General features: G+C 54.2%; 19 protein-coding genes. 10 read left to right on the plus strand and 9 right to left on the minus strand.

Annotated elements, in window-relative coordinates; genetic code table 11:
- Positions 1–115 precede the first annotated feature (115 nt).
- From adiC to melR, 4 genes are all read right to left on the minus strand, one after another.
- Positions 116–1,453: an arginine/agmatine antiporter gene (gene adiC, locus OOJ60_RS17895; protein ID WP_042291043.1), complete on the minus strand. Its 1,338-nt coding sequence runs from the start codon at positions 1,451–1,453 to the stop codon at positions 116–118.
- 129 nt (positions 1,454–1,582) lie between these two features.
- The gene (locus OOJ60_RS17900; RefSeq protein WP_042291041.1) at positions 1,583–2,344 is read right to left on the minus strand and encodes an AraC family transcriptional regulator; all 762 of its coding nucleotides are present in this window, start codon (positions 2,342–2,344) and stop codon (positions 1,583–1,585) included.
- A 332-nt stretch (positions 2,345–2,676) separates the two neighbouring features.
- Positions 2,677–4,944 (minus strand): arginine decarboxylase, encoded by a 2,268-nt coding sequence (gene adiA, locus OOJ60_RS17905; RefSeq protein WP_205612987.1) that lies wholly within the window; start codon positions 4,942–4,944, stop codon positions 2,677–2,679.
- Positions 4,945–5,161: 217 nt separating this feature from the next.
- Positions 5,162–6,094: a transcriptional regulator MelR gene (melR, locus tag OOJ60_RS17910; RefSeq protein ID WP_042291035.1), complete on the minus strand. Its 933-nt coding sequence runs from the start codon at positions 6,092–6,094 to the stop codon at positions 5,162–5,164.
- 269 nt (positions 6,095–6,363) lie between these two features.
- Between melR and melA the strand changes: the two genes are divergently transcribed.
- The 3 genes from melA (at position 6,364) to OOJ60_RS17925 (ending at position 9,497) form a co-directional block, all read left to right on the plus strand.
- Positions 6,364–7,719: an alpha-galactosidase gene (gene melA, locus OOJ60_RS17915; RefSeq protein WP_205612956.1), complete on the plus strand. Its 1,356-nt coding sequence runs from the start codon at positions 6,364–6,366 to the stop codon at positions 7,717–7,719.
- A 90-nt stretch (positions 7,720–7,809) separates the two neighbouring features.
- On the plus strand, positions 7,810–9,240 hold the full coding sequence (melB, locus tag OOJ60_RS17920; RefSeq protein ID WP_060570374.1) for a melibiose:sodium transporter MelB: 1,431 nt from the start codon (positions 7,810–7,812) through the stop codon (positions 9,238–9,240).
- 2 nt (positions 9,241–9,242) lie between these two features.
- Positions 9,243–9,497: a SemiSWEET transporter gene (locus tag OOJ60_RS17925; RefSeq protein WP_205612957.1), complete on the plus strand. Its 255-nt coding sequence runs from the start codon at positions 9,243–9,245 to the stop codon at positions 9,495–9,497.
- A 145-nt stretch (positions 9,498–9,642) separates the two neighbouring features.
- Here OOJ60_RS17925 and fumA read toward each other — a convergent pair whose 3' ends face one another.
- The 5 genes from fumA to OOJ60_RS17950 all read right to left on the minus strand — a co-directional run bounded on the left by fumA (position 9,643) and on the right by OOJ60_RS17950 (position 16,766).
- Positions 9,643–11,289: a class I fumarate hydratase FumA gene (gene fumA / locus OOJ60_RS17930; RefSeq protein ID WP_042291025.1), complete on the minus strand. Its 1,647-nt coding sequence runs from the start codon at positions 11,287–11,289 to the stop codon at positions 9,643–9,645.
- A gap of 75 nt (positions 11,290–11,364) precedes the next feature.
- Complete coding sequence (dcuB, locus tag OOJ60_RS17935; RefSeq protein WP_205612958.1) at positions 11,365–12,705, minus strand: anaerobic C4-dicarboxylate transporter; 1,341 nt, start codon at positions 12,703–12,705, stop codon at positions 11,365–11,367.
- Between the two features lie 633 nt (positions 12,706–13,338).
- A complete protein-coding gene (gene dcuR / locus OOJ60_RS17940; protein ID WP_042291022.1) occupies positions 13,339–14,058 on the minus strand; it encodes a two-component system response regulator DcuR in 720 nt (239 codons plus the stop codon).
- The gene (locus OOJ60_RS17945) at positions 14,055–15,686 is read right to left on the minus strand and encodes a sensor histidine kinase (protein ID WP_042291020.1); all 1,632 of its coding nucleotides are present in this window, start codon (positions 15,684–15,686) and stop codon (positions 14,055–14,057) included. Before OOJ60_RS17945 ends, dcuR begins: the two co-directional genes overlap by 4 nt.
- Positions 15,687–15,806: 120 nt before the next feature.
- On the minus strand, positions 15,807–16,766 hold the full coding sequence (locus OOJ60_RS17950; RefSeq protein ID WP_205612959.1) for a nickel/cobalt transporter: 960 nt from the start codon (positions 16,764–16,766) through the stop codon (positions 15,807–15,809).
- 212 nt (positions 16,767–16,978) lie between these two features.
- On the opposite strand from OOJ60_RS17950, the gene OOJ60_RS17955 reads away from it, so the two are divergent.
- The 7 genes from OOJ60_RS17955 to OOJ60_RS17985 all read left to right on the plus strand — a co-directional run bounded on the left by OOJ60_RS17955 (position 16,979) and on the right by OOJ60_RS17985 (position 23,645).
- Positions 16,979–19,411, plus strand: a complete 2,433-nt coding sequence (locus tag OOJ60_RS17955; protein ID WP_205612960.1) for a DMSO/selenate family reductase complex A subunit — start codon at positions 16,979–16,981, stop codon at positions 19,409–19,411.
- 13 nt (positions 19,412–19,424) lie between these two features.
- A complete protein-coding gene (locus OOJ60_RS17960) occupies positions 19,425–20,051 on the plus strand; it encodes a DMSO/selenate family reductase complex B subunit (RefSeq protein ID WP_042291014.1) in 627 nt (208 codons plus the stop codon).
- The gene (locus OOJ60_RS17965) at positions 20,044–20,814 is read left to right on the plus strand and encodes a dimethyl sulfoxide reductase anchor subunit family protein (protein WP_205612961.1); all 771 of its coding nucleotides are present in this window, start codon (positions 20,044–20,046) and stop codon (positions 20,812–20,814) included. The genes OOJ60_RS17960 and OOJ60_RS17965 overlap by 8 nt, the downstream gene beginning before the upstream one ends.
- A gap of 90 nt (positions 20,815–20,904) precedes the next feature.
- Complete coding sequence (locus OOJ60_RS17970; RefSeq protein WP_042291009.1) at positions 20,905–21,501, plus strand: TorD/DmsD family molecular chaperone; 597 nt, start codon at positions 20,905–20,907, stop codon at positions 21,499–21,501.
- 29 nt (positions 21,502–21,530) lie between these two features.
- Positions 21,531–22,034: a ferredoxin-type protein NapF gene (gene napF / locus OOJ60_RS17975; RefSeq protein ID WP_233470904.1), complete on the plus strand. Its 504-nt coding sequence runs from the start codon at positions 21,531–21,533 to the stop codon at positions 22,032–22,034.
- A 456-nt stretch (positions 22,035–22,490) separates the two neighbouring features.
- The gene (locus OOJ60_RS17980) at positions 22,491–23,024 is read left to right on the plus strand and encodes a fimbrial protein (protein WP_042291004.1); all 534 of its coding nucleotides are present in this window, start codon (positions 22,491–22,493) and stop codon (positions 23,022–23,024) included.
- Positions 23,025–23,096: 72 nt separating this feature from the next.
- Positions 23,097–23,645: a fimbrial protein gene (locus tag OOJ60_RS17985; protein ID WP_199957593.1), complete on the plus strand. Its 549-nt coding sequence runs from the start codon at positions 23,097–23,099 to the stop codon at positions 23,643–23,645.
- Positions 23,646–23,658: the final 13 nt, after the last annotated feature.

Below are 23,658 nucleotides of genomic sequence, written 5' to 3' on the forward strand. Positions count from 1 at the left end.
GAGGTCCATCAACGAAGTGGCGCCAATCTTCGCAGAGTAAAATTAAGCCAACCTTAAGAAATTAAGGTTGGCTGTTTTGAAAAGCCGCGCCCTTGGGCGTTTCCCGGCAGGCGAACTAATTTTTGCTCACTGGCGCATCCAGCGGATACGGGTTTTTATGGATGCGGTTGTAGTTCAGGGCATACAGTGCAGTAATGATCATTAAGGTGACAAACGACCACATCACCTCTTTCGCGCCGGAGCCAACCACCGCCCAGATGCAGTAAACAAATGCCACGAAGGTGACGAGCAGGTAGATTGGCCGCGCTTTGCCGAAGTGTCCGTGACCGAGCAGCAGCAGTGCGGCGCAGGTATACAGATACGGCACCAGGGTAAAGATCACCGAGACAGAGGACACCAGACCAAACTCTTTGGCGGCGTTTGGCGACATGCTACTGAACTGAAACAGGGTCATTAAGATCCCGACGATGATCAGCCCGGCGACCGGGGTACCGGCTTTGTTGACGCGGGCGAAAATGGGCGGGAACAGGCCGTCGTCGGCGGCGGCTTTCGCCGTCTGACCGGCCAGCAGCGTCCAGCCGCCGAGCGAACCTAAACAGCCCGCCGCGGCGCAGAAGGAAACGATCGCGCCTGCGGTATTCCCCAGCGCCATGCGGGCGGCATCGCCAAACGGCGAGGCGGAAACGCGCAGCGCGGCGTTCGGGATCATCCCCATGATCGCGGTGGTTGAGAGCACGTAGCAGACGGCGGCTATCAGCACTCCGCCAATGGTGGCGATCGGCACGTTGCGTTGCGGGTTTTTAACTACCCCCGCCGCTACCGAGGCGCTTTCTACCCCAATAAACGACCACAGCGTGACGTTCAGGGTACTTTGAATCGCGCCAAAGGTGTTCATGCCGCTAACGTTCCACGCCGCCATATAGGTTTCACCGCGAAACCAGAACCAGCCGAACACGGCGATGCCAACAATCGGCACCAGCGCCAGCACGGTGGCGACGGCCTGTACGCGGGTGATCATTTTCGGCCCGACGATATTCAGCAGAACGAAAATCCACAGCACCGCCACGCAGGTCAGGGTGAGCACCAACGGATCTTTCAGGATCGGGAAGAAGTAGCTGAGATAACCAACGCCAATGACTACCATGGCGATATTGCCGATCCAGCAGGCCAGCCAGTACAGCACGTTGGTCTGATACCCGAGGAAAGGGCCGAAGCAGCGTCGTGCGTAAGCGTAAGAGCCGCCAGGACTGGGGTCTAATGCCGACATTTTGGCGTAAACCATCGACAGCGCCAGCGCGCCGATAATGGTCACTAACCATCCGTAGATGGCAATCCCGCCGGTGGCGGCGAGGTTAGCTGGCAGCAGGAAAACCCCTGATCCCATAATATTCCCCGACACCATAAGGGTGACGGGGATTAAGCCCACTTTGTGGGCATCAGCATCTGAAGACATTATTCAACTCCTGAAAAGGACTGTGAAATCAGGTCGTATAATACGCCCGGAGTGCGCCGCTGAATGATGTCGGAACAGGCTTATCGCTAATGCTGATATTATCGTGGCTTATTACAAAACAGGAATGCATCAGGGCGCAGGGCGATTCTTAAACTGGCTGACATAATGCAACGGCGTCATGCCGTAATACTCTTTAAATACCGAGATAAAATAGGATGTGCTGTTATATCCGCACAGTTCAGAAACCTGAGAGATATTTTTACCGTCCATTAATAATTGATTAACGGCATAGCGCATACGGCAGGTAGTGATGATTTGGCTGTAGCTGGTATTTTCGTTTTTTAATTTTTTCTTTAGCAGGCTGGGGCTCAGGCATAAACAGCTGGCAACCTGGCTGAGGTTCCACGCTTTATGTATATCACTTTCAATAATATGGTAAACGCTGTCGCTGATTCGGTCACGCAGCATAAACATTAACAGCGACATAAACTTTTTGCTGTCGAGAAAGCGCGACAGTACGGTGAACAGCAGGGAGCGGGTGCGCTCGTTTTCGCCGGGACTGTTGGTATGCTGGACGCTGTGTTCCGCCGCGACCCGAAAAACGTCTGGCGTTACGCATAATGCGGTTAACACTGGCGATGAGCTTCGTTGCCAGAGGGGGACGTGAGATAAATCTTTATTCAAAAAACGCAGGTATTCTTTAATGATATCGCGACTTATATGCGCGACAAGTGCATTATTAAGCGATGAGATATCAATGATGTTATTTTCGCAGGCGATAAGCGCCATATGATGTGCTTTTAAATTTATCGCCTCTTTGCCATTTACCCTCAGCCAAACATCTTTTTCTGTTAACACCACGATGCAGGGTTCTGTGCTGCAAAGTCTCATACCCCAACTCCTGAAATATGAACATAAAATACCCGATCCCGCCAATGGAGAGAGATAACGGAAGCCGTAAAATTTGTATGATGAATCCAATCCTGCATTAAAATAATCTTTTTATTTTCTATTTCAAGCGTCAGCAGATGATTCTTATGTACAGAATTTTTTACGAGGGTGGAAACCGGAATGAGAGATAAAAAAAGCGCGGGGGGACCCGCGCAAAAAGGTATGACAATGCTCATGTTGCAACAATACTCAGGAAAAGGCTGTCACATCCTCTGGCCAAAATCTGGCTGCGTCACGCTGGCCGGGCCATGACGCAGTCGTCGGAACTGACGTCAGGCTTTCACGCACATGACGTGATACACGCCGTCAATAATTTCCGTCCCCTCCGTTTCATGTTCAAAGCCCGGGAAGTGACGATCCCACGACTGTAGCGCGCGCAGATACCCCACCTGCGGACTGTTGTCATCGCCAAAGTTTTCCCCGGAAAGCAGCATGGGAATGCCTGGCGGGTAAGGGATAACCGAGTTAGCGGCAATACGCCCCGGTAAATTCTCAATTGCCACCCTTTCGACTGCATCATTAACAATGGCGTTATAGGCGTCACGCGGCGTCATTTCTGCAACAGGCAGGCTGGAATAGGCCGCGTTCAGGCGCGCACCAGGGTTATTCTCTTTCAGCCAGGCGAACATCCGATCGCCCAGATCGTGCAGCCCGATATTCGCATAAGCGTCAGGATGCGCTTCCACCTGTTCCGGCATTACCTGCGCCAGCGGTGTGTTGGCGTCATAATGCTGTTTAAACGAGCACAGCGTGTTGATTAGCGTGCCCCATTTCCCGCGGGTGATCCCCATCGAGAACAGAAACATAATCTGGAAGTCGGTGGTGCGGGTCGGCACGATGCCGTGACGTCCCAGCCATGCGGTAACCAGCGCGGCAGGCACCCCGGTCTCTTCCAGTTCGCCATCGTCACCCATACCCGGTGCGAGAATACTGACTTTGATCGGGTCGAGCATGCTCCAGTTATCCGGTAAATCCGTAAATCCATGCCAGCTTTCACCCGGACGCATTATCCAGCAGTTCTGGTCGGTGGCCAGTAAAGACGCCGGCGCGTCAGCAAAATCATACGTTTCCCCGCTTTGCGGATCGGTAACCTGCTCTTTATTCCACGGTTTGAAGAACCAGTCGCCGTCGGCACGGTACTCTTTGTACAGGCGTGCCATCGCCTGACGGAAATCTATCGCTTCATCGATCACTTCCTGCGTCAGCGACAGGCCGCTGTTGCCATCCATCATTGAAACCGCCACGTCGTTGGATGCGCAAATAGCGTATAGCGGCGAGGTGGTGGCATGCATCATGTACGCCTGGTTAAAGCGGGAGAAATTTACCGCGCCGCGCCCTTCACGCACATGTATATACGACGCCTGCGAAAGCGCGTTCAGCAGTTTGTGAGTGGAGTGGGTGGCGAAAACGGTAGGACCGCGGTGATCGCCCGGCTCGCCGCGCATGGCGAAATGATCGGCGTAAATTGGGTTAAAGCGGGCATAGCCGTACCAGGCTTCGTCGAAATGGATGCGGTCGGTGGTTTGCGCCAGCAGATCCTGCGCCGCTTTCGCGTTATAGCAAACGCCGTCATAGGTACAGTTGGTCACTACGCTGTAGGTGGGCTGTCGCCCGGTTTTTTCGCGGGTCAGCGGACTGGCGTCGATTTTTTTCCGCAACGTTTCCGGCTGCATCTCCTGCGGATAAATTGGCCCGATAATGCCATAGCGGTTGCGGCTTGGCACCATATAAACCGGTTTCGCCCCGGTCAGGATCAGCCCCTGTTCGATGGATTTATGGCAGTTACGGTCAATCACCACCACATCATTGTCGGTCATACAGGCCTGCATGATTGTGCGATTGGAGCCGGACGTCCCGACCACCACTGACCATGACCGGTCTGCGCCAAAGACGCGGGCGGCATATTTTTCGCTTTCGCCAAATGCGCCAGTGTGGTCGAGCAGCGAACCGAGCGTGGTACGCTCAATGCCCATATCGCTGCGGAACAGGTTTTCGCCGTAGAAGTCATGATAGAAACGACCGGCAGGCGTTTTGGTAAAGCCCACGCCGCCCTGGTGGCCCGGGGCGGCCCACGAGTATTCATGAATGTCGCTGTACTTCATCAGCGCGCTGAACAGCGGCGGCAACAGTTGCTGACGATAGCGGGTCATCGCCGCCACGGCGCGCCCGGCAATAAAGTCGGCGGTATCTTCAAGGATCCAGGCGAACTCATCGACAAGCTCCAGCAGGTCGCGGTCCAGCGATGCGGTGGCTTTCTCTCTGTCGCCCAACAGAAAGACGGGCACATTTTGCTGGCGCTCATGAAGCTTACCGATCAGTTGCCTGACGTTGAGATGTTCATCCGCGTGTTCCATCTGATAGCTGAACATCAGGCAATCAATGGCTTCGTTGGCAGAAAGGATGGCGTAGCCGTCGTCGAAAGACGTGGACTTAATGACGGTAACATTTTGCCGACTTAAGGCGTCAGCCAGACGTTCCACGGCGCTGCCCACCCAGGTGTCCTGATGCAGAAATTCACTTTCAACAATTAATACTTTCATCATCTTTACCCGGTAGTGAAGGAATGTGTGACGCGGGCAAGTATTGTCCCGGCAAAACAGAGAGTAAAGAGGGCGTCAAGGGCAGGGGTGTTACGATAAATAAATTATTAATCAATGGGTTATGTGGGAAATATCCTGTTTATTGGCGCGTTTTTATCGACAGGTCGATTATTTTTGGGGCTGATAGTGATATTACCGGGCGGTCTTTTGCGCCCCCTCACCCGGTTGCTGTCTGGCGGCGCTGTTGGCTCAGTTTGCGATACTGCTGCGGCGACATGCCGACGTATTTATTGAAGGTGCTGTAAAAACGGCTGCTTGAGCGGAACCCGGCGGTCAGCGCGACGTCAAGGATCGTTTTGTCGGTGTCACTTAATAACGCGCGCACGTGATTGATGCGCATCGCCGTAATATATTGCTTCAGGGTGAGTTGCATGACGCGCTGGAATATCCCCATCGCGTAATTAGCGTTGAGCTTCACGTGATCCGCCACGTCGTTGATGGTCAACGCCTGATCGTAGTTATCGGCAATAAAGCTGAGCATCTGGCTGACGTAAAACTGCGCATGGCGCGAGACGCTATTTTCATGCGTGCGCGAGGTTTTATTAAGCAGGACGGGCTGCCAGCCGGAAAGGCAGAAGCGCTTTAGCATCAGACCGATTTCATCGATCGCCAACTGGCGAATCTGTTCATTAGGGCTGTTGGCCTCCTGTTGCCAACGCACCACTTCAAATGTGCTGAGCTGCTGGCTGACCAGCGATTTCACCACCATTCCGTGGGTGACGTGGTTGATCAGTTCGCGGTCCAGCGGCCAGGAAAGAAACAGGTGCATGGGTAAACTAAAAATCGCCATCTGTTTGCATTCACCGGGACGGGTAAGCTGATGGGGCGTACAGGCCCAGAACAGGGTAATGTGGCCTTGTTCAATTCGCACCACTTCGTTGTTAATTAAATACTCCACGTCGCCGTCGAACGGCACGTTGACTTCCACCTGACCGTGCCAGTGACTGGCTGCCATAGCGTGAGGCCGCCGTAGCTCAATGTCCATTCGCTGGTATTCAGAATAGAGCGACAGCGGGCTACGGGTTTGCTTTTCATCGCCATTGCACATATGCGGATCGGGCGGAAGAAACGCTATCGGTTGGGTACTCATACTTTCTCCCTTTCCTGAATCATCAGAATCATGCCTGCGGCTGCGCAAAGATACCGCGAACAGGCGCACAAGTCGGTCCGCTAACAACAATAATAGTCGGCGAAACAGGCCGGATACTCTGCTTTACTGGCTATTTACTCCCAAAAGCTCAGATCTGATGCCCGGCGGCGGGCGATCTGAGTTTTCGGGAATGCTCATTGGAGAAGACGGAGGTTTTCCCGCGGATCGCATGCCACGATGAGTGCAGTACAACACCGATCTGGAGAGTCATGATGTCTGCACCAAAAATTACCTTTATCGGCGCCGGTTCGACGATTTTCGTGAAAAATATCCTCGGCGACGTCTTTCATCGCCAGGCACTGAAGTCGGCCCATATCGCGCTGATGGATATCGATCCGACACGGCTTGATGAGTCCCACATTGTGGTGCGCAAGCTGATGAATTCCGCGGGCGCAACCGGAAAAATCACCTGCCATACCGATCAGAAAACGGCGCTTCAGGATGCCGACTTTGTGGTGGTGGCGTTCCAGATTGGCGGTTATGAACCCTGTACCGTCACCGATTTTGAAGTCTGTAAACGCCACGGGCTGGAGCAGACGATCGCGGATACACTCGGCCCCGGCGGCATCATGCGGGCGCTGCGTACCATTCCGCATCTCTGGCGGATTTGTGAGGATATGACCGAGGTATGCCCGGACGCTACCATGCTGAACTACGTTAACCCGATGGCGATGAATACCTGGGCGATGTACGCTCGCTATCCGCACATTAAGCAGGTGGGGCTGTGTCATTCGGTGCAGGGTACGGCGGAAGAGCTGGCGCGCGATCTGGATATCGACCCGGCCTCGCTGCGCTATCGCTGCGCGGGTATTAACCATATGGCGTTTTACCTGGAACTGGAGCGAAAGACCGCCGAGGGGCGCTACGTCAATCTTTATCCGGAATTGCTGGCGGCGTATGACGCCGGACAGGCGCCGAAGCCAAACATTCACGGTAATACGCGCTGTCAGAACATCGTGCGCTACGAAATGTTCAAAAAGTTGGGCTACTTCGTAACGGAATCCTCGGAGCATTTTGCCGAGTATACCCCGTGGTTTATCAAGCCAGGCCGTGAAGATCTGATCGCGCGGTACAGCGTGCCGCTGGATGAATACCCGAAACGCTGCGTCGAGCAGTTGGCGAACTGGCATAAAGAGCTGGAGGAGTACAAAACGGCGGATCGCATTGAGATTAAGCCGTCGCGTGAATATGCCAGCACAATCATGAACGCCCTGTGGACCGGCGAACCGAGCGTGATTTACGGCAACGTACGCAATGACGGGCTTATCGACAATCTGCCGCAGGGGTGTTGTGTTGAAGTGGCCTGTCTGGTCGATGCCAACGGTATCCAGCCGACGAAGGCCGGAATGCTCCCGTCGCATCTGGCGGCGATGATGCAGACCAATATCAACGTTCAGACACTGCTTACTGAAGCGATACTGACGGAAAACCGCGATCGCGTTTACCACGCGGCGATGATGGATCCGCATACCGCCGCCGTGTTGGGCATTGAGGAAATCTATGCGCTGGTGGATGACCTGATCGCCGCACACGGCGACTGGTTACCGGCCTGGCTACATCGTTAATGTTCATGACGCCGGGGAAGCCCCCGGCATTTAATCTCTGACGTTTCCCATTACAGAAGGCGGGCGCTGGCAACAGCGACCCGGTACCCTATGAGCATATCAATGACAACAAAACTCAGTTATGGATTCGGGGCGTTTGGTAAGGATTTCGCGATTGGCATAGTCTACATGTACCTCATGTATTACTACACCGATGTGGTCGGACTGTCGGTAGGGCTTATCGGTACGCTGTTTTTGGTCGCCCGAATCTGGGATGCGGTCAACGACCCGATTATGGGGTGGATCGTCAACGCCACCCGTACGCGCTGGGGGAAGTTTAAGCCGTGGATCCTCATTGGCACGCTGGCGAACTCGCTGGTGCTGTTTCTGGTTTTTAGCGCTCACCTGTTCGAAGGCACAACGCAGATAGTGTTTGTTTGCGTGACCTACATCCTGTGGGGCATGACCTATACCATTATGGATATTCCCTTCTGGTCGCTGGTGCCAACCATCACTCTGGACAAGCGCGAACGCGAACAACTGGTGCCATTCCCTCGTTTTTTCGCCAGCCTCGCCGGATTTGTCACCGCCGGGGTGACGCTGCCGTTTGTCAATTATGTGGGGGGCGCCGATCGTGGATTTGGCTTTCAAATGTTCACGCTGGTGCTGATTGTGTTTTTTATTGCTTCAACGATCGTTACGTTGCGCAACGTACACGAGGTTTATTCTTCCGACAGCTCGGCGAACGCCGACGGCAGCCGTCTGACCTTAAAAGCCATCGTCGCGCTGATTTATAAAAACGATCAGCTCTCCTGCCTGCTGGGGATGGCGCTGGCTTATAACGTGGCCTCCAACATCATCAACGGTTTTGCGATTTACTACTTCACTTATGTGATTGGCGATGCCGATCTGTTTCCGTATTACATGTCCTATGCCGGAGCCGCCAACCTGTTGACGTTGGTCTTTTTCCCGCGACTGGTGAAACTGCTGTCACGGCGAATTTTGTGGGCAAGCGCTTCCGTTTTACCGGTGCTGAGCTGCGCGGCGCTGCTGGTAATGGCGCTGGCGGGATACCATAATGCCGCGCTGATTGTATTCGCTGGGGTATTGATGAATATCGGCACCGCGCTTTTTTGGGTGCTCCAGGTCATCATGGTGGCGGATACCGTGGACTACGGCGAGTACAAGCTGCACGTTCGCTGCGAAAGCATTGCCTATTCGGTACAGACCATGGTGGTAAAAGGCGGCTCCGCGTTCGCGGCGTTCTTTATCGCTATTGTGTTAGGGCTGATTGGCTACGCGCCAAACGTCGCGCAGTCTGCCGAAACGCTACAAGGAATGCAGTTTATTATGATCGCGCTGCCAACCCTGTTTTTCGTCCTGACGCTGATTCTCTACTTCCGTTTTTATCATCTGAACGGCGATATGCTGCGCAAGATCCAGATCCATCTGCTGGATAAATATCGGCGGACGCCGACCACCGTTGAGCAGCCCGAGCTACCGGCAATTCCGGTTAGCGTGACAGGCGAAGCGAAGGCGTAATCATGGAATGGATTTCGTGGGTGGGTTATCTGGCGGCAAGCCTGACGACGCTCTCTTTTTTACCCCAGTCGATAAAAGTGATCGCTACCCGCAACACGCAGGGCATTTCTGGCGTAATGTACGTGATGTTTGTCTGTGGGTTAGTGATGTGGCTGATTTACGGATTGTTAATAGACGACATGGCCGTCAGCATGGCGAATCTCCTGACGCTGGTATTCGCGCTGCCGATTCTGGTAATGACGTTTCGCCGGGAATAATGGGGAGTTCTGCACGTAACGTTGTCGGATGCGTTGTCGCAGCCGGCATGGGAAAGTGAAAGCCGGATGACGCTGCGCTTATCCAGCCTGGGGAGGGGAGTCCAGGAGGGATAAGACGCAGCCGCCATCCGGCGTGGTGCTGTGATTACTTCGCGCAGTTAGCGCACTGTTTGCTGACGATCTGCTGGAAGAAATCGTTGCCTTTGTCATCTACCAGGATAAACGCCGGGAAGTCTTCCACGTCGATCTTCCAGATTGCTTCCATACCCAGTTCCGGATATTCAACGCACTCCAGATGTTTGATGCTCTGCTGCGCCAGCACTGCCGCCGGGCCGCCGATGCTGCCCAGATAGAAGCCGCCGTGTTTATGGCACGCGTCCGTCACCTGCTGGCTGCGGTTGCCTTTCGCCAGCATGATCATGCTACCGCCGTGTGACTGCAGCAGATCGACATAGGAGTCCATACGGCCTGCGGTGGTTGGGCCTAATGAACCGGACGGGTAGCCCGTTGGGGTTTTCGCCGGACCCGCGTAGTAGATCGGATGATCTTTAATGTATTGCGGCAGCCCTTCGCCAGACTCAATGCGCTCTTTCAGCTTCGCGTGGGCAATGTCGCGTCCCACGATAATCGTGCCGGTCAGCGACAGGCGTGTGGAGACCGGGTACTGCGAAAGCTGGGCGAGGATCTCTTTCATTGGGCGGTTAAGGTCAACTTTCACCACGTCGCCTTCACCCGCCTGGCGCAGGGCATCGGGAATGTACTGGCCCGGATTGTGCTCCAGTTTTTCAATCCAGATCCCTTCGCGGTTGATTTTCGCTTTGATGTTACGGTCAGCGGAACAGGAGACGCCCATTCCCACCGGGCAGGAAGCGCCGTGACGCGGCAGGCGGATCACGCGAATGTCATGCGCGAAATACTTCCCGCCAAACTGCGCGCCGAGGCCGAGTTTTTGCGCTTCTTCCAGCAATTCCTGCTCCAGCTGCGTGTCGCGGAACGCCTGGCCGTGCTCATTGCCTTCGGTCGGCAGACCGTCGTAATAATGCGTGCTGGCGAGCTTCACGGTTTTCAGCGTGCTCTCAGCGGAGGTACCGCCAATGACGAAAGCGATATGGTACGGCGGGCAGGCCGCAGTGCCGAGCGTGCGCATTTTCTCAACAAGGAAGTTTTTCAGCTTGCCCGGAGTGAGTAGCGCTTTGGTTTCCTGGTAAAGATAGGTCTTGTTGGCCGAACCGCCGCCTTTAGCCACGCAAAGGAATTTGTACTCGTCGCCGTCGACGGTATACAGGTCGATCTGCGCAGGCAGGTTGGTGCCGGTGTTCACCTCTTTGTACATATCCAGCGCCGCGTTCTGGGAATAGCGCAGGTTGTCTTCGATGTAGGTGTTGTAAACGCCTTTGGAAAGCGCTGCTTCATCACCGCCGCCGGTCCAGACGCGCTGGCCTTTTTTACCGACGATAATCGCGGTGCCGGTGTCCTGGCAGGTCGGCAGAACGCCTTTAGCGGCGATTTCGGAGTTTCTCAGGAATTGCAGCGCCACGTATTTATCGTTTTCGCTGGCGTCGGGGTCGTGAAGAATGGAGGCGACTTGTTGCTGGTGTTCAGGGCGGAGCAGGAAAGAGGCGTCGTGGAAGGCTTGTTGCGCCAGCAGCGTCAGGGCTTGCGGTTCCACCTTCAGGATAGATTCTCCTTCAAATTCGCTCACGCTGACGTAGTCGGAAGTGAGCAGATAGTACTCTGTTTTGTCTTCCCCCATCGGGAAAGGCGCCTGATAAAAGAATTCTTTGTTTGACATGTGCTTCCAGCCTGTTGATTTTTCTGAATATTATTAATCCCGTGCCGCCCGAAAAGGAGCGGCACGGGGGAACCTTTACAGGAATCCGTACATGGCGGCGAAGATCCAGCCAAACACGCAGGAAACGCTGACGCCAATCAAACCTGGCAAAATAAAGCTGTGGTTAATGACGAAGCGACCAATGCGCGTCGTACCGGAACGGTCGAACTGAATCGCCGCCAGATCGCTTGGATAGGTCGGCAGAATGTAGTAACCGTAGCACGCCGGCGCAGACGCTACGATATACGCCGGGTCAACGCCGATAGCCAGCGCCAGAGGAACGATAGCCGCCAGCGCCGCCGCCTGCGAGTTAACAAACTTGGAAACCAGCAGCAGGACAATGGCGTAGGCCCACGGATACTCTTTCACCATTTCACCGAGCACGCTTTCGATTTCGGTCATGTGCGCGCCGAACATGGTTTCCGCCATCCACGCGATCCCGTACACCGCCACAATGGCGATCATACCCGAGCGGAAGACTTCGTTTTTAGAGATTGAAGCGGGATTGGTTTTCGTCAGGATAATAATCAGCGCGCCGGTCAGCAGCATGAACATCTGAATGACCAGCACCATTGACAGCGGTTTTCCGTTAAACACCGGACGCAGCTCAGAGAAGGCGCCCAACAGCGCGACGACAGCAATAGCCGCCAGGAAAATCCACATCGCCAGCCAGTTGCTTTTCGGCAGTTTTTTGTCCAGCAGCGTGGCAGTGTCGCCATACACGTAATGATGGTTTTCGGGTACGGAGATGAACTTCTGGAAATCTTCGTCTTTGTCCAGATCTTTACCGCGGAACCAACTGAAAATCCCGATCGCCAGAATGCCCAGCAGGGTGGACGGAATGGTGATGGAGAGCAGGTCGAGGAACTCCAGGTGCTTACCGTTAAAGGTGAAGTTACCCAACATAGCGACCAGCGAAACCACCGCTACGGATACCGGGCTGGCGATGATACCCATCTGCGCGCCGATGGAGCTGGCGGCCATAGGGCGTTCCGGGCGGATGTTATTCTTGATCGCCACGTCGTAGATGATCGGCAAAATGGTGTACACCACGTGACCGGTACCGCAAAGAATGGTCAGCGTACAGGTCACAAACGGCGCGACAATAGAGACATATTTTGGGTTGCGGCGCAGCAGCTTTTCAGCAATCTGCAACATGACGTCCAGGCCGCCGGAAGCCTGTAGCGTTGCCGAGGCGGCGACCACGGCGATGATAACCAGCATGACATCGACAGGCGGTTTACCCGGCTGGAGATGGAAAACGAACACCAGAATGACCAGGCCAATACCGCCTAACAAACCCAGCGCGATACCGCCCTTTCTGGCACCATAAAACAAACATATTAATATTATTAGAAGTTGTATACTAAATAGCATTTATTTACCCTCGCGATAAAACTCATCAATTTTGATAAATCGATCACAGCCATGTTCTGTTTTTTGTGAATTGGGCGCAGAGCCTGGCGAATATGCGTTGCGTCTGAAACGTGATTAATTTCTAAACATTCGATAAGCATTCGTCATGTTTATGCGGACGATGCGAATCGGCTTTTATGATACTCAGGAAGCAGCGCTTCCCGGCGATGGGCAGGTTTGAAAAGGAGAGCAGAGGCAAGGCGTGTGCTTCTTGTTGTATCGTTATGAAATTTATGAACATCTACTCTGCTCACGAAATGCGCTTATCCTTAAGCTGCAGCATCGATTCCATTGCCACTGTTTATCTTTTTTTATTCGTCCGGTTATATTTCCAGACTACTCCTTTGTGGTTAAAAATACACACTCCACTGGTGAGTTAATACTTTATTAACTTTTGTTAGCGTTTTTGAAATTAAAAACAATGTGACCTCTGGCAATAATTTCGGCTCGAAAGAAATACGGCCAGTAAATTCATTTTGATCTGGCACAATGTATTCCCTTTCTTCTTTTTTACTTTTACGTTCCCGATTTTTCATTATTGCAATAATTGTTACCAATAGATAACGTAATAATGGCCGACGGTGAATTTATCTTCTACTGGCAATATTGCTTAAGTAAAGAATAATGTTCTGCCTGAATACGGTAACGGTATACCGGACGGCCGGTCACGCCGTAATGGATGCTGGTGAACAGAATATGACAATTAACCAGCCAGATAAGGTATTTACGGCAGGAGACACGCGAAATATTCACCGCGTTGGCCAGTTCGTCGGTGGAAAACTCATAATCCTGATGGGCGTCTATCCACTGGCAGAGCGTGCGCAGGGTTTGCGGCGTCAGCCCTTTCGGCAGGCGGCGGGTGTCCTGCTCGTTTGACGCGCTGCCGTGGATCAACTGGTCCAGTTCCGACTGCTCGAAGTACTGGTGCTTATCCATGTCCCGTTTCTTTTGCAGCCAGCCGGTCAGCGCTTCTTCAAAGCGCGATGCCTGGAAGGGTTTGATCAGATAATCCACCACCCCATAGTGCAGCGAATCCTTAATAGTGGCGGCATCGGCGGCGGAGGAGATGACGATGACGTCGCTTTTACAACCGGCGGCATGCAGGAGAGGGAGCAGATCCAGCCCGTTCTCTTTTTGCAGGTAGATATCCAGCAAAATCAGATCGATGTGGGTGTCACTGTCAAAAATAACCTCTTTGGCTTTCGCCAGCGTCGGGGCGGTGCCACAGCACTGAAAGCCGGGGATCTGCGCGACATAACGGCGGTTTAACTCCGCAACCATCGCATCGTCATCGATAATAAAGACATTGATCATGTGCTGGCCCTCTCCCCATCCCAGGGTATTTGTACGAAAAATTGTGTGAAAACGCCGGGTTCGGATTCCACGAAAATATTGCCGCCAAGACTTTCAACCTGTTGTTTAACAAGCGCTAAACCTACGCCGCGTCCAGTTCCTTTAGACGAGACGCCTTTTTCGAAAATCGAGTCAATACGCTCCGGCGTAATGCCCGGACCGTCGTCGTTGACCTCACAATGTAGCCAGCCATTGCGATAGTATAAGGAGACGCTGATCTCGCCTCCTGGCTGTTCCGCTAACGCGTCGAGCGCGTTTTCAATTAAATTTCCGAGCACGGTGATCAATACCGCAACCTGATTTTCATTACCACTGTCCGGCAATTGGCTGTCGTGGCTAATCAGCAGTTTGTGCCCCGCATCGGAGGTGCGATTAATCTTACTGAGTAAAAATCCGGCGATCACCGGTGATTTTATTTTACCCAGTAGCGAGCCGATTTCTTCCTGATAGTTATTCGCAGTCTTTATAATATAGTCTTCAAGTTGCTTATAACGCTTCAGATGTAACAAACCCAGAATCACATGCAATTTATTCATAAATTCGTGGGAGCGTTCACGGAGTGAGTCGGCATAGTTAACCATACCGTCGAGCCGCTGCATAAGCTGGCGGACCTCGGTTTTGTCCCTGAAGGTGGAGATCGCGCCGATAATTTTCCCGTTGCTGCGCACCGGTACGGTGTTGATCAGCAGCAGCCGATCTTTAATGTTGATTTCCTCGTCGCGATGGGGCGTGCCGTCGCGCAGCACTTCCGTTAAATCCACCACCTGCGACCAGGCATGGCTGAGCGTGGACAACTGCGCGTCATCTTGTGATTTGCGGTAGCTGAGCAGTTCCTGCGCGGCCGCGTTGATCAGTGTGACTTCGCCGCTGGCGTCTACGGCAATTACCCCTTCTTTTATGGATTGCAACATCGCCTGGCGCTGCTCGAAGAGGGTAGAGATTTCATACGGCTCAAGGCCAAAAAGGATGCGCTTAAGCACCTTCACCAGCACCCACGTCCCCAGCAGGCCAACCAGCACGCCAAAGAGTATCGACCAGATAATGCTGCCGCGACTGTCATTGATTTGCTCAGTCACCCGGCTCAGCTCAAGGCCTATCGCCACCACGCCAATCTGCCGGTGTTGCTCGTCATAAATGGGGGTAAAAACGCGCAGCGCTTTGGCGAGAAAGCCACGATTGATGGCGACATTCTCTTTGCCATCCAGCGCCAGCAAAATATCGTCGCCCTTAAACGGCTGCCCTATACGCTGGGCTTCGGGATGGGAATAGCGCAGGCTTTGCATGTCGGTCACGACGATAAACAGCATGTCGTTTCGCTTGCGCACCGCTTCGGCGATGGCCTGAATTCCGCTCTCCTCGGGTTTTTTCATCAACCCCTGACGAATTTCCGGAGAATCGGCCAGCGTTCGCGCCACCGCCAGCGCTTTATCAGCCAATGCTTCCCGCGTCATGTGGCTGATTTGCGAGAAGTAAATCAGGTGTACCACCAGCAGCACGGAAAACAGGACGGCGCTGACCATCAAAATCACCGTCGTACCGAGTTTCATCGGCCGTTTACGCAGCTTGCGGTAGGGCAGGGGGTATCTCATGGTGGTCCCGGATTCACAATTCGTGGGGTTATTATCCCTATTGAGACGCGTAATTCAAAGGTGGTGGGGAAAAAGCGCAGGGTCTGGAGTCACTATCAGATATTTTCTGCTCCCTGCAGGTTAACAACCGGCGGCGATATAGTCACCGTTCGCGCTAATCGGGATCACCGTTAAAAACAACACGGCGGCAAAGAGGATCAGCAGCACGCCGCCGATGATTTTTACCGCGGGCGCGAGCCATTTCGCCACGGGATGGCCTGTACCAAACCAGGCCAATGTCTGACTACGCGCATAGCGTACCGCCAGCGACAATCCCATGATCGACAGCGCGGTGCCAAAGGACATGGTCATGACCGCGGCGATCCCCCAACTGATAATGCCAAGGGCATTGGAAAAAAGCAGGATCATGATGGCGCCGCTGCAGGGGCGGGCGCCGATGGCGAGAATTACGCCCAGACGGGTTTTCCAGTTGCTGTCCGTCAGGTCGCGTCCCACTCCGTGATGACCACATCCGCACTTCTCATTATGGAGATGCTGGGGCGTTACGCGCGTAAAACCTGTAAAGGTGACGGGACGCAGGGACAGAAATGCCTGATAAATCAGAAATCCGCCAAAACCGGCGATTAACACGGCGCTGATTTTTTCGACATACCAGCGGCTGGTACTGAGATCGCCTGAGGCGAAGTTAAAGCCTATCGCCAGAATAAACACGAACAGAATCGCGCTCACCCCCTGCATCAAGCTGCCTATAAACGGCACAACCCGCGCGGCCAGCAAACTCTCTTTATTGGCGCTCAGATACGTGGTGACGATGAATTTCCCATGCCCCGGGCCCACCGCATGCAGCACGCCATAGATAAACGCGCCGATCAGCAGCCAGAACCCGCCGCTGTACTGATGATTATTTAACTGGAGCAGGTACATCACCAGATAACGGTGCAGCGTGATTTGCGCGGCCAGACACCACTGAATAAACGCCCCCCAGTGTAGATGCAGGGTATAGCCCATGATCAACAGCGTCAGGGTCAGGAGCCAAGCCAGCGTCAGACGTCGCGAGGGGGTGCGTTGTAACAGGGACATAATTAAACCCGGTGATGAATACGTAAAAAGTATAACTGCTGCTATTCGCTAAAGGGAAATTTCTCGCTAAGCCGCGCGGAATCTGAGGGGAAGATTATTTCGTCTGGGATTTTTCGCTTGATCATAGTCAATCGTCTGACAAGCATACTCCTTTATGATGAGAATTGATTACTTATTAATAATAACTATGGATGCAATGTGGGAAATAAAACATGGAAATAAAAGAGTGGCTCAACGCCAAATTGTCCCGACGAGATGCCGTCACCGGCACGGCGAAAGTGGGTGCCGCTGTTGCCCTGAGTAACGCGATAACCCTTCCCTTTTCGACCTCTGCCCACGCCGATACCCCTTCCGATGCGACACCCGCCGCAAATGGCGAAACCGTCCGCCATAGCGCTTGCCTCGTTAACTGCGGCAGCCGCTGCCCGCTAAAGGTGATCGTTAAAGACGATCGTATCGTACGTATCGAACCGGAAGATGCGAAAGACGACGCGATCTTTGGCGAGCACCAGATACGTCCCTGCCTGCGCGGCCGTTCCAGCCGCTGGCGCGTCTACAGCCCGGATCGCATTAAGTATCCGATGAAGCGCGTGGGTAAACGTGGCGAAGGAAAATTCAAACGTATTTCCTGGGACGAAGCGACCGCCTTTATCGCTGCGGAAATGAAGCGCGTGACGGAGAAATATGGCCGCGAAGCGATTTACTATAACTATCAGTCCGGCGCGTACTATCACACCCAGGGATCGCCAGCGTGGAAGCGTCTGCTTAACCTTACCGGCGGCTATCTGAACTATCACAACACCTACTCCACCGCGCAAATCGCCACTGCGACGCCTTACACCCACGGCACCTACGTGGGCAGCCACTTCACCCAAATAGCCCATTCCGATCTGGTGGTGCTGTTTGGCCTTAACCTGTCTGAAACGCGTATGTCCGGCGGCGGGCAGGTGGAAGAACTGCGTCGCGCGCTGGAGACCTCTAAAGCGCGAGTAGTCATTATCGATCCTCGCTATACCGACTCAGTGGTGACGGAACATGCGGAATGGCTGCCGATTCGCCCGACCACCGATGCCGCGCTGGTGGCCGGTATCGCCCATACACTGATTAGCGAGCAGCTTATTGACGAAGCACAGGTCAATAAATACTGCGTCGGCTATGACAGCAGTACGCTACCGGAAGGCGCGGCGCCGAATGCCAGCTATAAAGATTACGTGCTGGGCACTGGCGATGACGGGATAGCGAAAACGCCAGAGTGGGCGGCGGATATCACCGGTATTCCGGCGGCGCGCATCCGCCAACTGGCGCGGGATATCGCCTCGGCGCGCGCCTGCTACATTTGTCAGGGTTGGGGACCGCAGCGTCACGCCAATGGCGAACAGACCGTGCGCGCGATCCAGACGCTGCCCGCGTTAACCGGCCATTTCGGCCTGCCAGGCACCAATAATGGTAACTGGCCATACGGTACACCGTACGGCGTACCGCTGTTGCCGATTCTGACCAACCCGGTAAAAACCTCCATTCCCTGTTATCTGTGGACCGACGCCATTCAAAGTCCGGAGAAAATGACTGCCACCACGATGGGGGTGAAAAACGCCGAGCGGCTAAAAACCGGTATCAAATTATTCTTTAATCAGGCCGGTAATACCCTGCTGAATCAGCACGGTGAAACCAACCGTACGCGTAAAATCCTCGCTGACGAAACGCTGTGCGAAACCATTATCGTCATTGAAAACCATATGACGCCGAGCGCGAAGTACGCCGATATCCTGCTCCCGGAAACCAGCTATCTGGAAGCGGAAGATCTGGTTGACAGTTCTTACGCGGCAGGATCGCACAACTATATGATCGCCCTCCAAAAAACGGTGACCCCGATGTGGGAAGTGCGCAGCACCTATGACATCTGCGCCGATATTGCCGGACACCTGGGGCTGCGCGAGGAATATACCGAAGGGCGAACCCAGGCGCAGTGGGCGGAAATGCATTATCAGCAGATCCGCGAAAAGCGTCCGTATCTGCCGGAGTGGTCGGTGGCGAAAGAGATGGGCGTGATCGATCAGCGCGTCGCGACAGAAAAACAAAGCCTGGCGTTTGCCGACTTCCGCGCCGATGCCGAGGCGAACCCGCTGACCACGCCATCCGGGAAGATCGAGATTTATTCTCAGGCGCTGGCGGATCTGGAGAAAGCCTGGACACTACCGGAAGGCGATCGTATTCCGGCGATTCCGGAGTTCTGCGTGGTAAAAGAGTCGCACCTGAACAAGGCGTTGACGGCAAAATACCCGCTCCAGTTGAGCGGCTTCCATACCAAAGGCCATACCCACTCTACCTATACCAACGTGCTGATGCTGCATGAAGCGGTTCCGGACGAAGTGTGGATCAACCCGATCGACGCTAACGCGCGTCAGCTTAAGTCCGGCGACCTGGTGCATGTGTTTAACGATCGCGGGACCGTGGCGATCCCTTGCAAGGTAACGCAGCGCATTCTGCCGGGCGTAGTGGCGATGCCGCAGGGCGCGTGGACCCGGCTGGACAGCAATGGCGTGGACGTTGGCGGGTGCATCAATACCCTGACCAGCCATTTGCCGTCGCCGCTGGCGAAAGGGAATCCACAGCATACCAACCTGGTCGACATCAAACGCGCTTAAGGAGTGAACCACAATGAAACAGTATGGCTTTTACGTTGACTCCTCGCGCTGCTCCGGCTGTAAAACCTGCCAGGTCAGCTGCAAGGATAACAAAGATCTGGACGTCGGCCCGAAATTCCGTCGCGTGTATGAATACGGCGGCGGCAGTTGGGTGAAAGAGGGCGAAAGCTGGCACAACGACACCTTTACCTATTATCTCTCTATTGCCTGCAACCATTGCGACGAGCCGGTGTGCGTCTCTGGTTGTCCGACCGGGGCGATGCACAAGCGTGAAGAGGACGGTCTGGTGCTGGTGGATGATAGCGTCTGCGTGGGTTGCCGATATTGCGAAATGCGTTGCCCGTACGGCGCGCCGCAGTTCGATGCGCAGGCGAAAGTCATGCGCAAGTGCGACGGCTGTCTCGACCGCCTGGAGCGTAATCTGCGCCCGATCTGCGTGGAGTCCTGCCCACAGCGCGCGCTGGATTTCGGCCCGATCGACGAGCTGCGCGCGAAATATGGCAGTGAAAACGAAATCGCGCCGCTGCCGTCCGCGTCGTTTACCCATCCGAACCTGATTATTAAGCCGCACCCGAAGGCGCGCGCGTCGGGGGACAAGGAAGGGGCAATTGTGAACATGGGGGAGGTGCGCCATGCATGAGTTACCGCTGGTCTTTTTTACCGTCTTTACCCAAAGCGCGGTTGGGGCGTTTATTCTGCTGCTGATCGGCGGCACGCTCGGGCAGATTGACGCCCGACGAATGGCGGTGGGGCTGTTTTCCGTCATGTGTCTGTTTGGTGTTGGCGTCCTGCTGGGGATCTTCCATGTCGGCCAGCCGCTGCGCGCGCTGAATATGCTGTTGCGCGTCGGGCATTCGCCTATGAGCAATGAAATCGTGCTGTCGGCGGTGTTTGCTACGCTGGGCGGGTTGGGGTCCCTCGGGCTGCTGCTCAACCGTGGCGCCACGCTGTGTAAGGGGCTGGTGTGGCTGGCGGCGATCGTCGGCGTGGTCTTTATTCTGGCGATTCCGCAGATCTACCAGTTGCCAACGGTAGTGACGTGGCGTTCCTCTTATACCACCGTGATGATGGTGCTGACGCCGCTCATTGGCGGCGGTATTCTCGCCGGGCTGTTTGGTTTGCGCCTGGGACTGTTGATCAGCGTGCTGGCGATCCTCGTCAGCTTCTGTCTGCGTCCTGGCTATATGTCGACGCTTATGAGCGCTGACGGCGCCCTGACCGCGGCGCAAGCCAGTTGGTTCACCGCGCAGGCGGTGCTGCTGGCGGCGGGTATCGTGGGCGTGGTTGTCTGGTCGCGACTGAAAACGAACGTAGCGGTTCTCGCGGCGACGGCGCTGGTGGTGATCGCCGCGGAATTAGTTGGCCGTATCGCGTTCTACAATCTCTGGACGCTGCCGATGTAACCCTACCTGTCAGGCCTGCGGCGCTAACCTGTGGGCCTGACAAGCGTAGCGGCAACAGGCAATACTCAGGCATTTTTCAGGAGCTTTACTATGCCAACCCGTGCCGTATTACCGCGTATCCTCGGCGCACTGTTTTACTGGTCGCCGGAAAAGCCAGACGTCAAGGCGCTTATCGACTGTCTGCCGACGCTGCCGGAGCTGTATCCGTGGCGCGATCTGACGCCGATCTCACGTTTATGCGCCGACTGGCCGCAGCCCGACGCGGACGCGCTGGCCTGGCAGTTTTCGGTCCTGTTTGAAGGGCAGGGCGACATGCCTGTACCGCCCTGGGGATCGGTCTGGCTGGAGCGGGATAACCTGCTGATGGGCGACACAACCGCAGAATACCGTGCGTTTTTACAGTCTCACGGTATGGCCTTTGACGCCCGCCATACCGAACCGGAAGATCAGTTCGGACTGATGCTGCTGGCCTACAGCGCGCTGCTTGAGCAAGGGAATGACGCCGCCGCGAATACGCTGCTGGAAACACATTTACTGCCGTGGGGGTATCGCTATCTCGCGCTGCTGCATGCCAACGCGATCAGTCCGTTCTATTCCCGTCTTGCTGCGGTGGCGGAATGTTATCTGCGGGACGTTGAACAGCAGCAGGCGTTGCAACCGCCAGCGAAACGGCTTTATTTCGGATGAATAAATCGGAGAAATATTATCAGGAACTGATGACTCACCGGCACGTGAGCCGCCGGGGGCTGTTTCGCGCCTTCGTCAGCGCGGCAAAACATACCGCGCCCGAAGATGCCTCTTTTCACCTTTCCCACCCTCTGCCGCCAGGCGCGTTGCCAGACGCGCTTTTTAGCGTGCAATGTACCCGCTGTCATCACTGTATTGATGCCTGCCCGATGGGCATTCTGTCGCCGCACGACGATGGCTTCCCACAGCTGGCAATTGACTACGCCAGCTGCGACGGCTGCGGGTTGTGCATCGCCGCCTGCGCCTCCGGCGCGCTGCGTCCACAAATGCGTCCGGACACTGGTTTGCGTCCCGTGTTTCACGACGCCTGCGTAAACCCGGCGCGCGCCTGTAATCAGTGTGTGGAGGCGTGCCCGGAACAGGCCTGCGCTATCAGCGCCAACGGTGTCCCCACGGTGGATGCCGAACGCTGTAACGGCTGCGGAGAATGCCGTGTGCAGTGCGGTTACGATGCCGTTAGGCTGGAGCGGTAGGGGTTGAAATAAGCGAGGATGTTCCTGAATTAAACGTTATTCATCGCGTTTCCGCTTATTCACGAGTGTTGTTAGAAAAATTATTTCTGCCGTTTATATGAATTATCCTAAGTCTTTTTTTTATGTCTTAGGAATATTCCCGCCTCAATTCCTCATGTGTTTAGGATTAATCACACAGCTTCGCGAGATATAACATCCTGTTTTTTGTTTTTGCGAGTTATCAATGCGTATCTTTTCCATAGCAAATGTAGTGCTTTGTGGTGAAATTTTGATTTGATAGCATTTTGCACAGTTCGAAGGAATGGCGGTAATTAAGATTGAATAATTTCAACTTTAATTATTACCAGAACATTTCCGGAACAAAACCAAGAGTTGTTTACAAAAGTAGCGAAATACCGATCGCGACGTGAAGACTCTTTATTATTTCTCAGGATTTGGTACAAACAGGATATTGTTATGAAAATGAATAAAGTTGCTATGGCTGTTGCTTTCACTGCTGCTCTGAGCTCTATGTCTGTATTAGCTGCTGATACAACAACTGGCAAAATCGAATTCCAGGGTGAACTGGTGAATACCGCTTGCGGCCTGGCGCCGAATTCAAGCCCGGTTATTGTTGATTTCGGCCAGGTTCCGGTTTCAGCACTGGCGGGCGGTAATCATGCAGGAAACGTACATAAGAACATCGAACTGCAGCATTGCGACACCACCGTGGCGACCACTGCCGTAGTCACTTATAACCCGACCAGCGTTAACCCGACTGACGCCACTCTGGCTGCCTTCACCTCCGGCACCGCTTCCGGCGCGGGTATCGGCCTGCGCGACAGCGCCAGCCAGGACGTAGTATGGGGCCAGGCAACGACTGCAGTACAGCTGGTTAACGGCACCAACACCATCCCGTTTGTTGCTTATCTGAAAGAAGAAAGCGCAGGCGCGACTGTGACTGCCGGTTCTTTCCAGTCAACGGTTAACTTCGAGATTGCTTACCAGTAATCGGACTGAAGTGCTGAGTGCGGGGCTTCCCGCACTCATTTAAATTATTCATTCGTACCAGGGAGGGACAGCATGAAATCAGGCAACGCAGGCTTATTGTCGCTTTATTTGTGTGCCCTGGTGGCGACGGGTTCTGCTTCAGGCTCTACCATAACGCCAGGCAAATTAGCCATGAGCGGCGAATTAATTGAAGCCGCATGCAGCCTTGACCCGTCAAGTCGTGATGTTGAAGTGGAATTTGGCGAAGTTTCTGCCAGTCAGATTAATCGCAACGATGAAGGGAATATTACGCGACCTTTTCTGGTTCGCCTCACAGGTTGCTCAATCGTAAAAAGAGGCAATGACGGTTCACTTTATCCTTATGCCTCAGTCACCTTTATTGGCAGCGCGGCAGCTTCCGATCCCACCACGTTATTAGTTAACGGCAAGGCCGATGGCTTTGGCATTCGCTTACGCGACAGTCAGGGCGCGATATTAACGCTCGGCGAACCCTCTCCCGGTTATGAACTGAGCGAGAGCGATAATGTTTTGAAATTTACCGCATCACTGGTGCCGGTAGAGAAATATATAAAGGCGGGTGAATTTACAGCCGTTGCGCAATTTTTTATGGATTACAACTAACAAAATAACAATA

The sequence above is a fragment of the Citrobacter sp. R4 genome, assembly GCF_026719175.1.
GTDB lineage: Bacteria > Pseudomonadota > Gammaproteobacteria > Enterobacterales > Enterobacteriaceae > Citrobacter_A > Citrobacter_A sedlakii.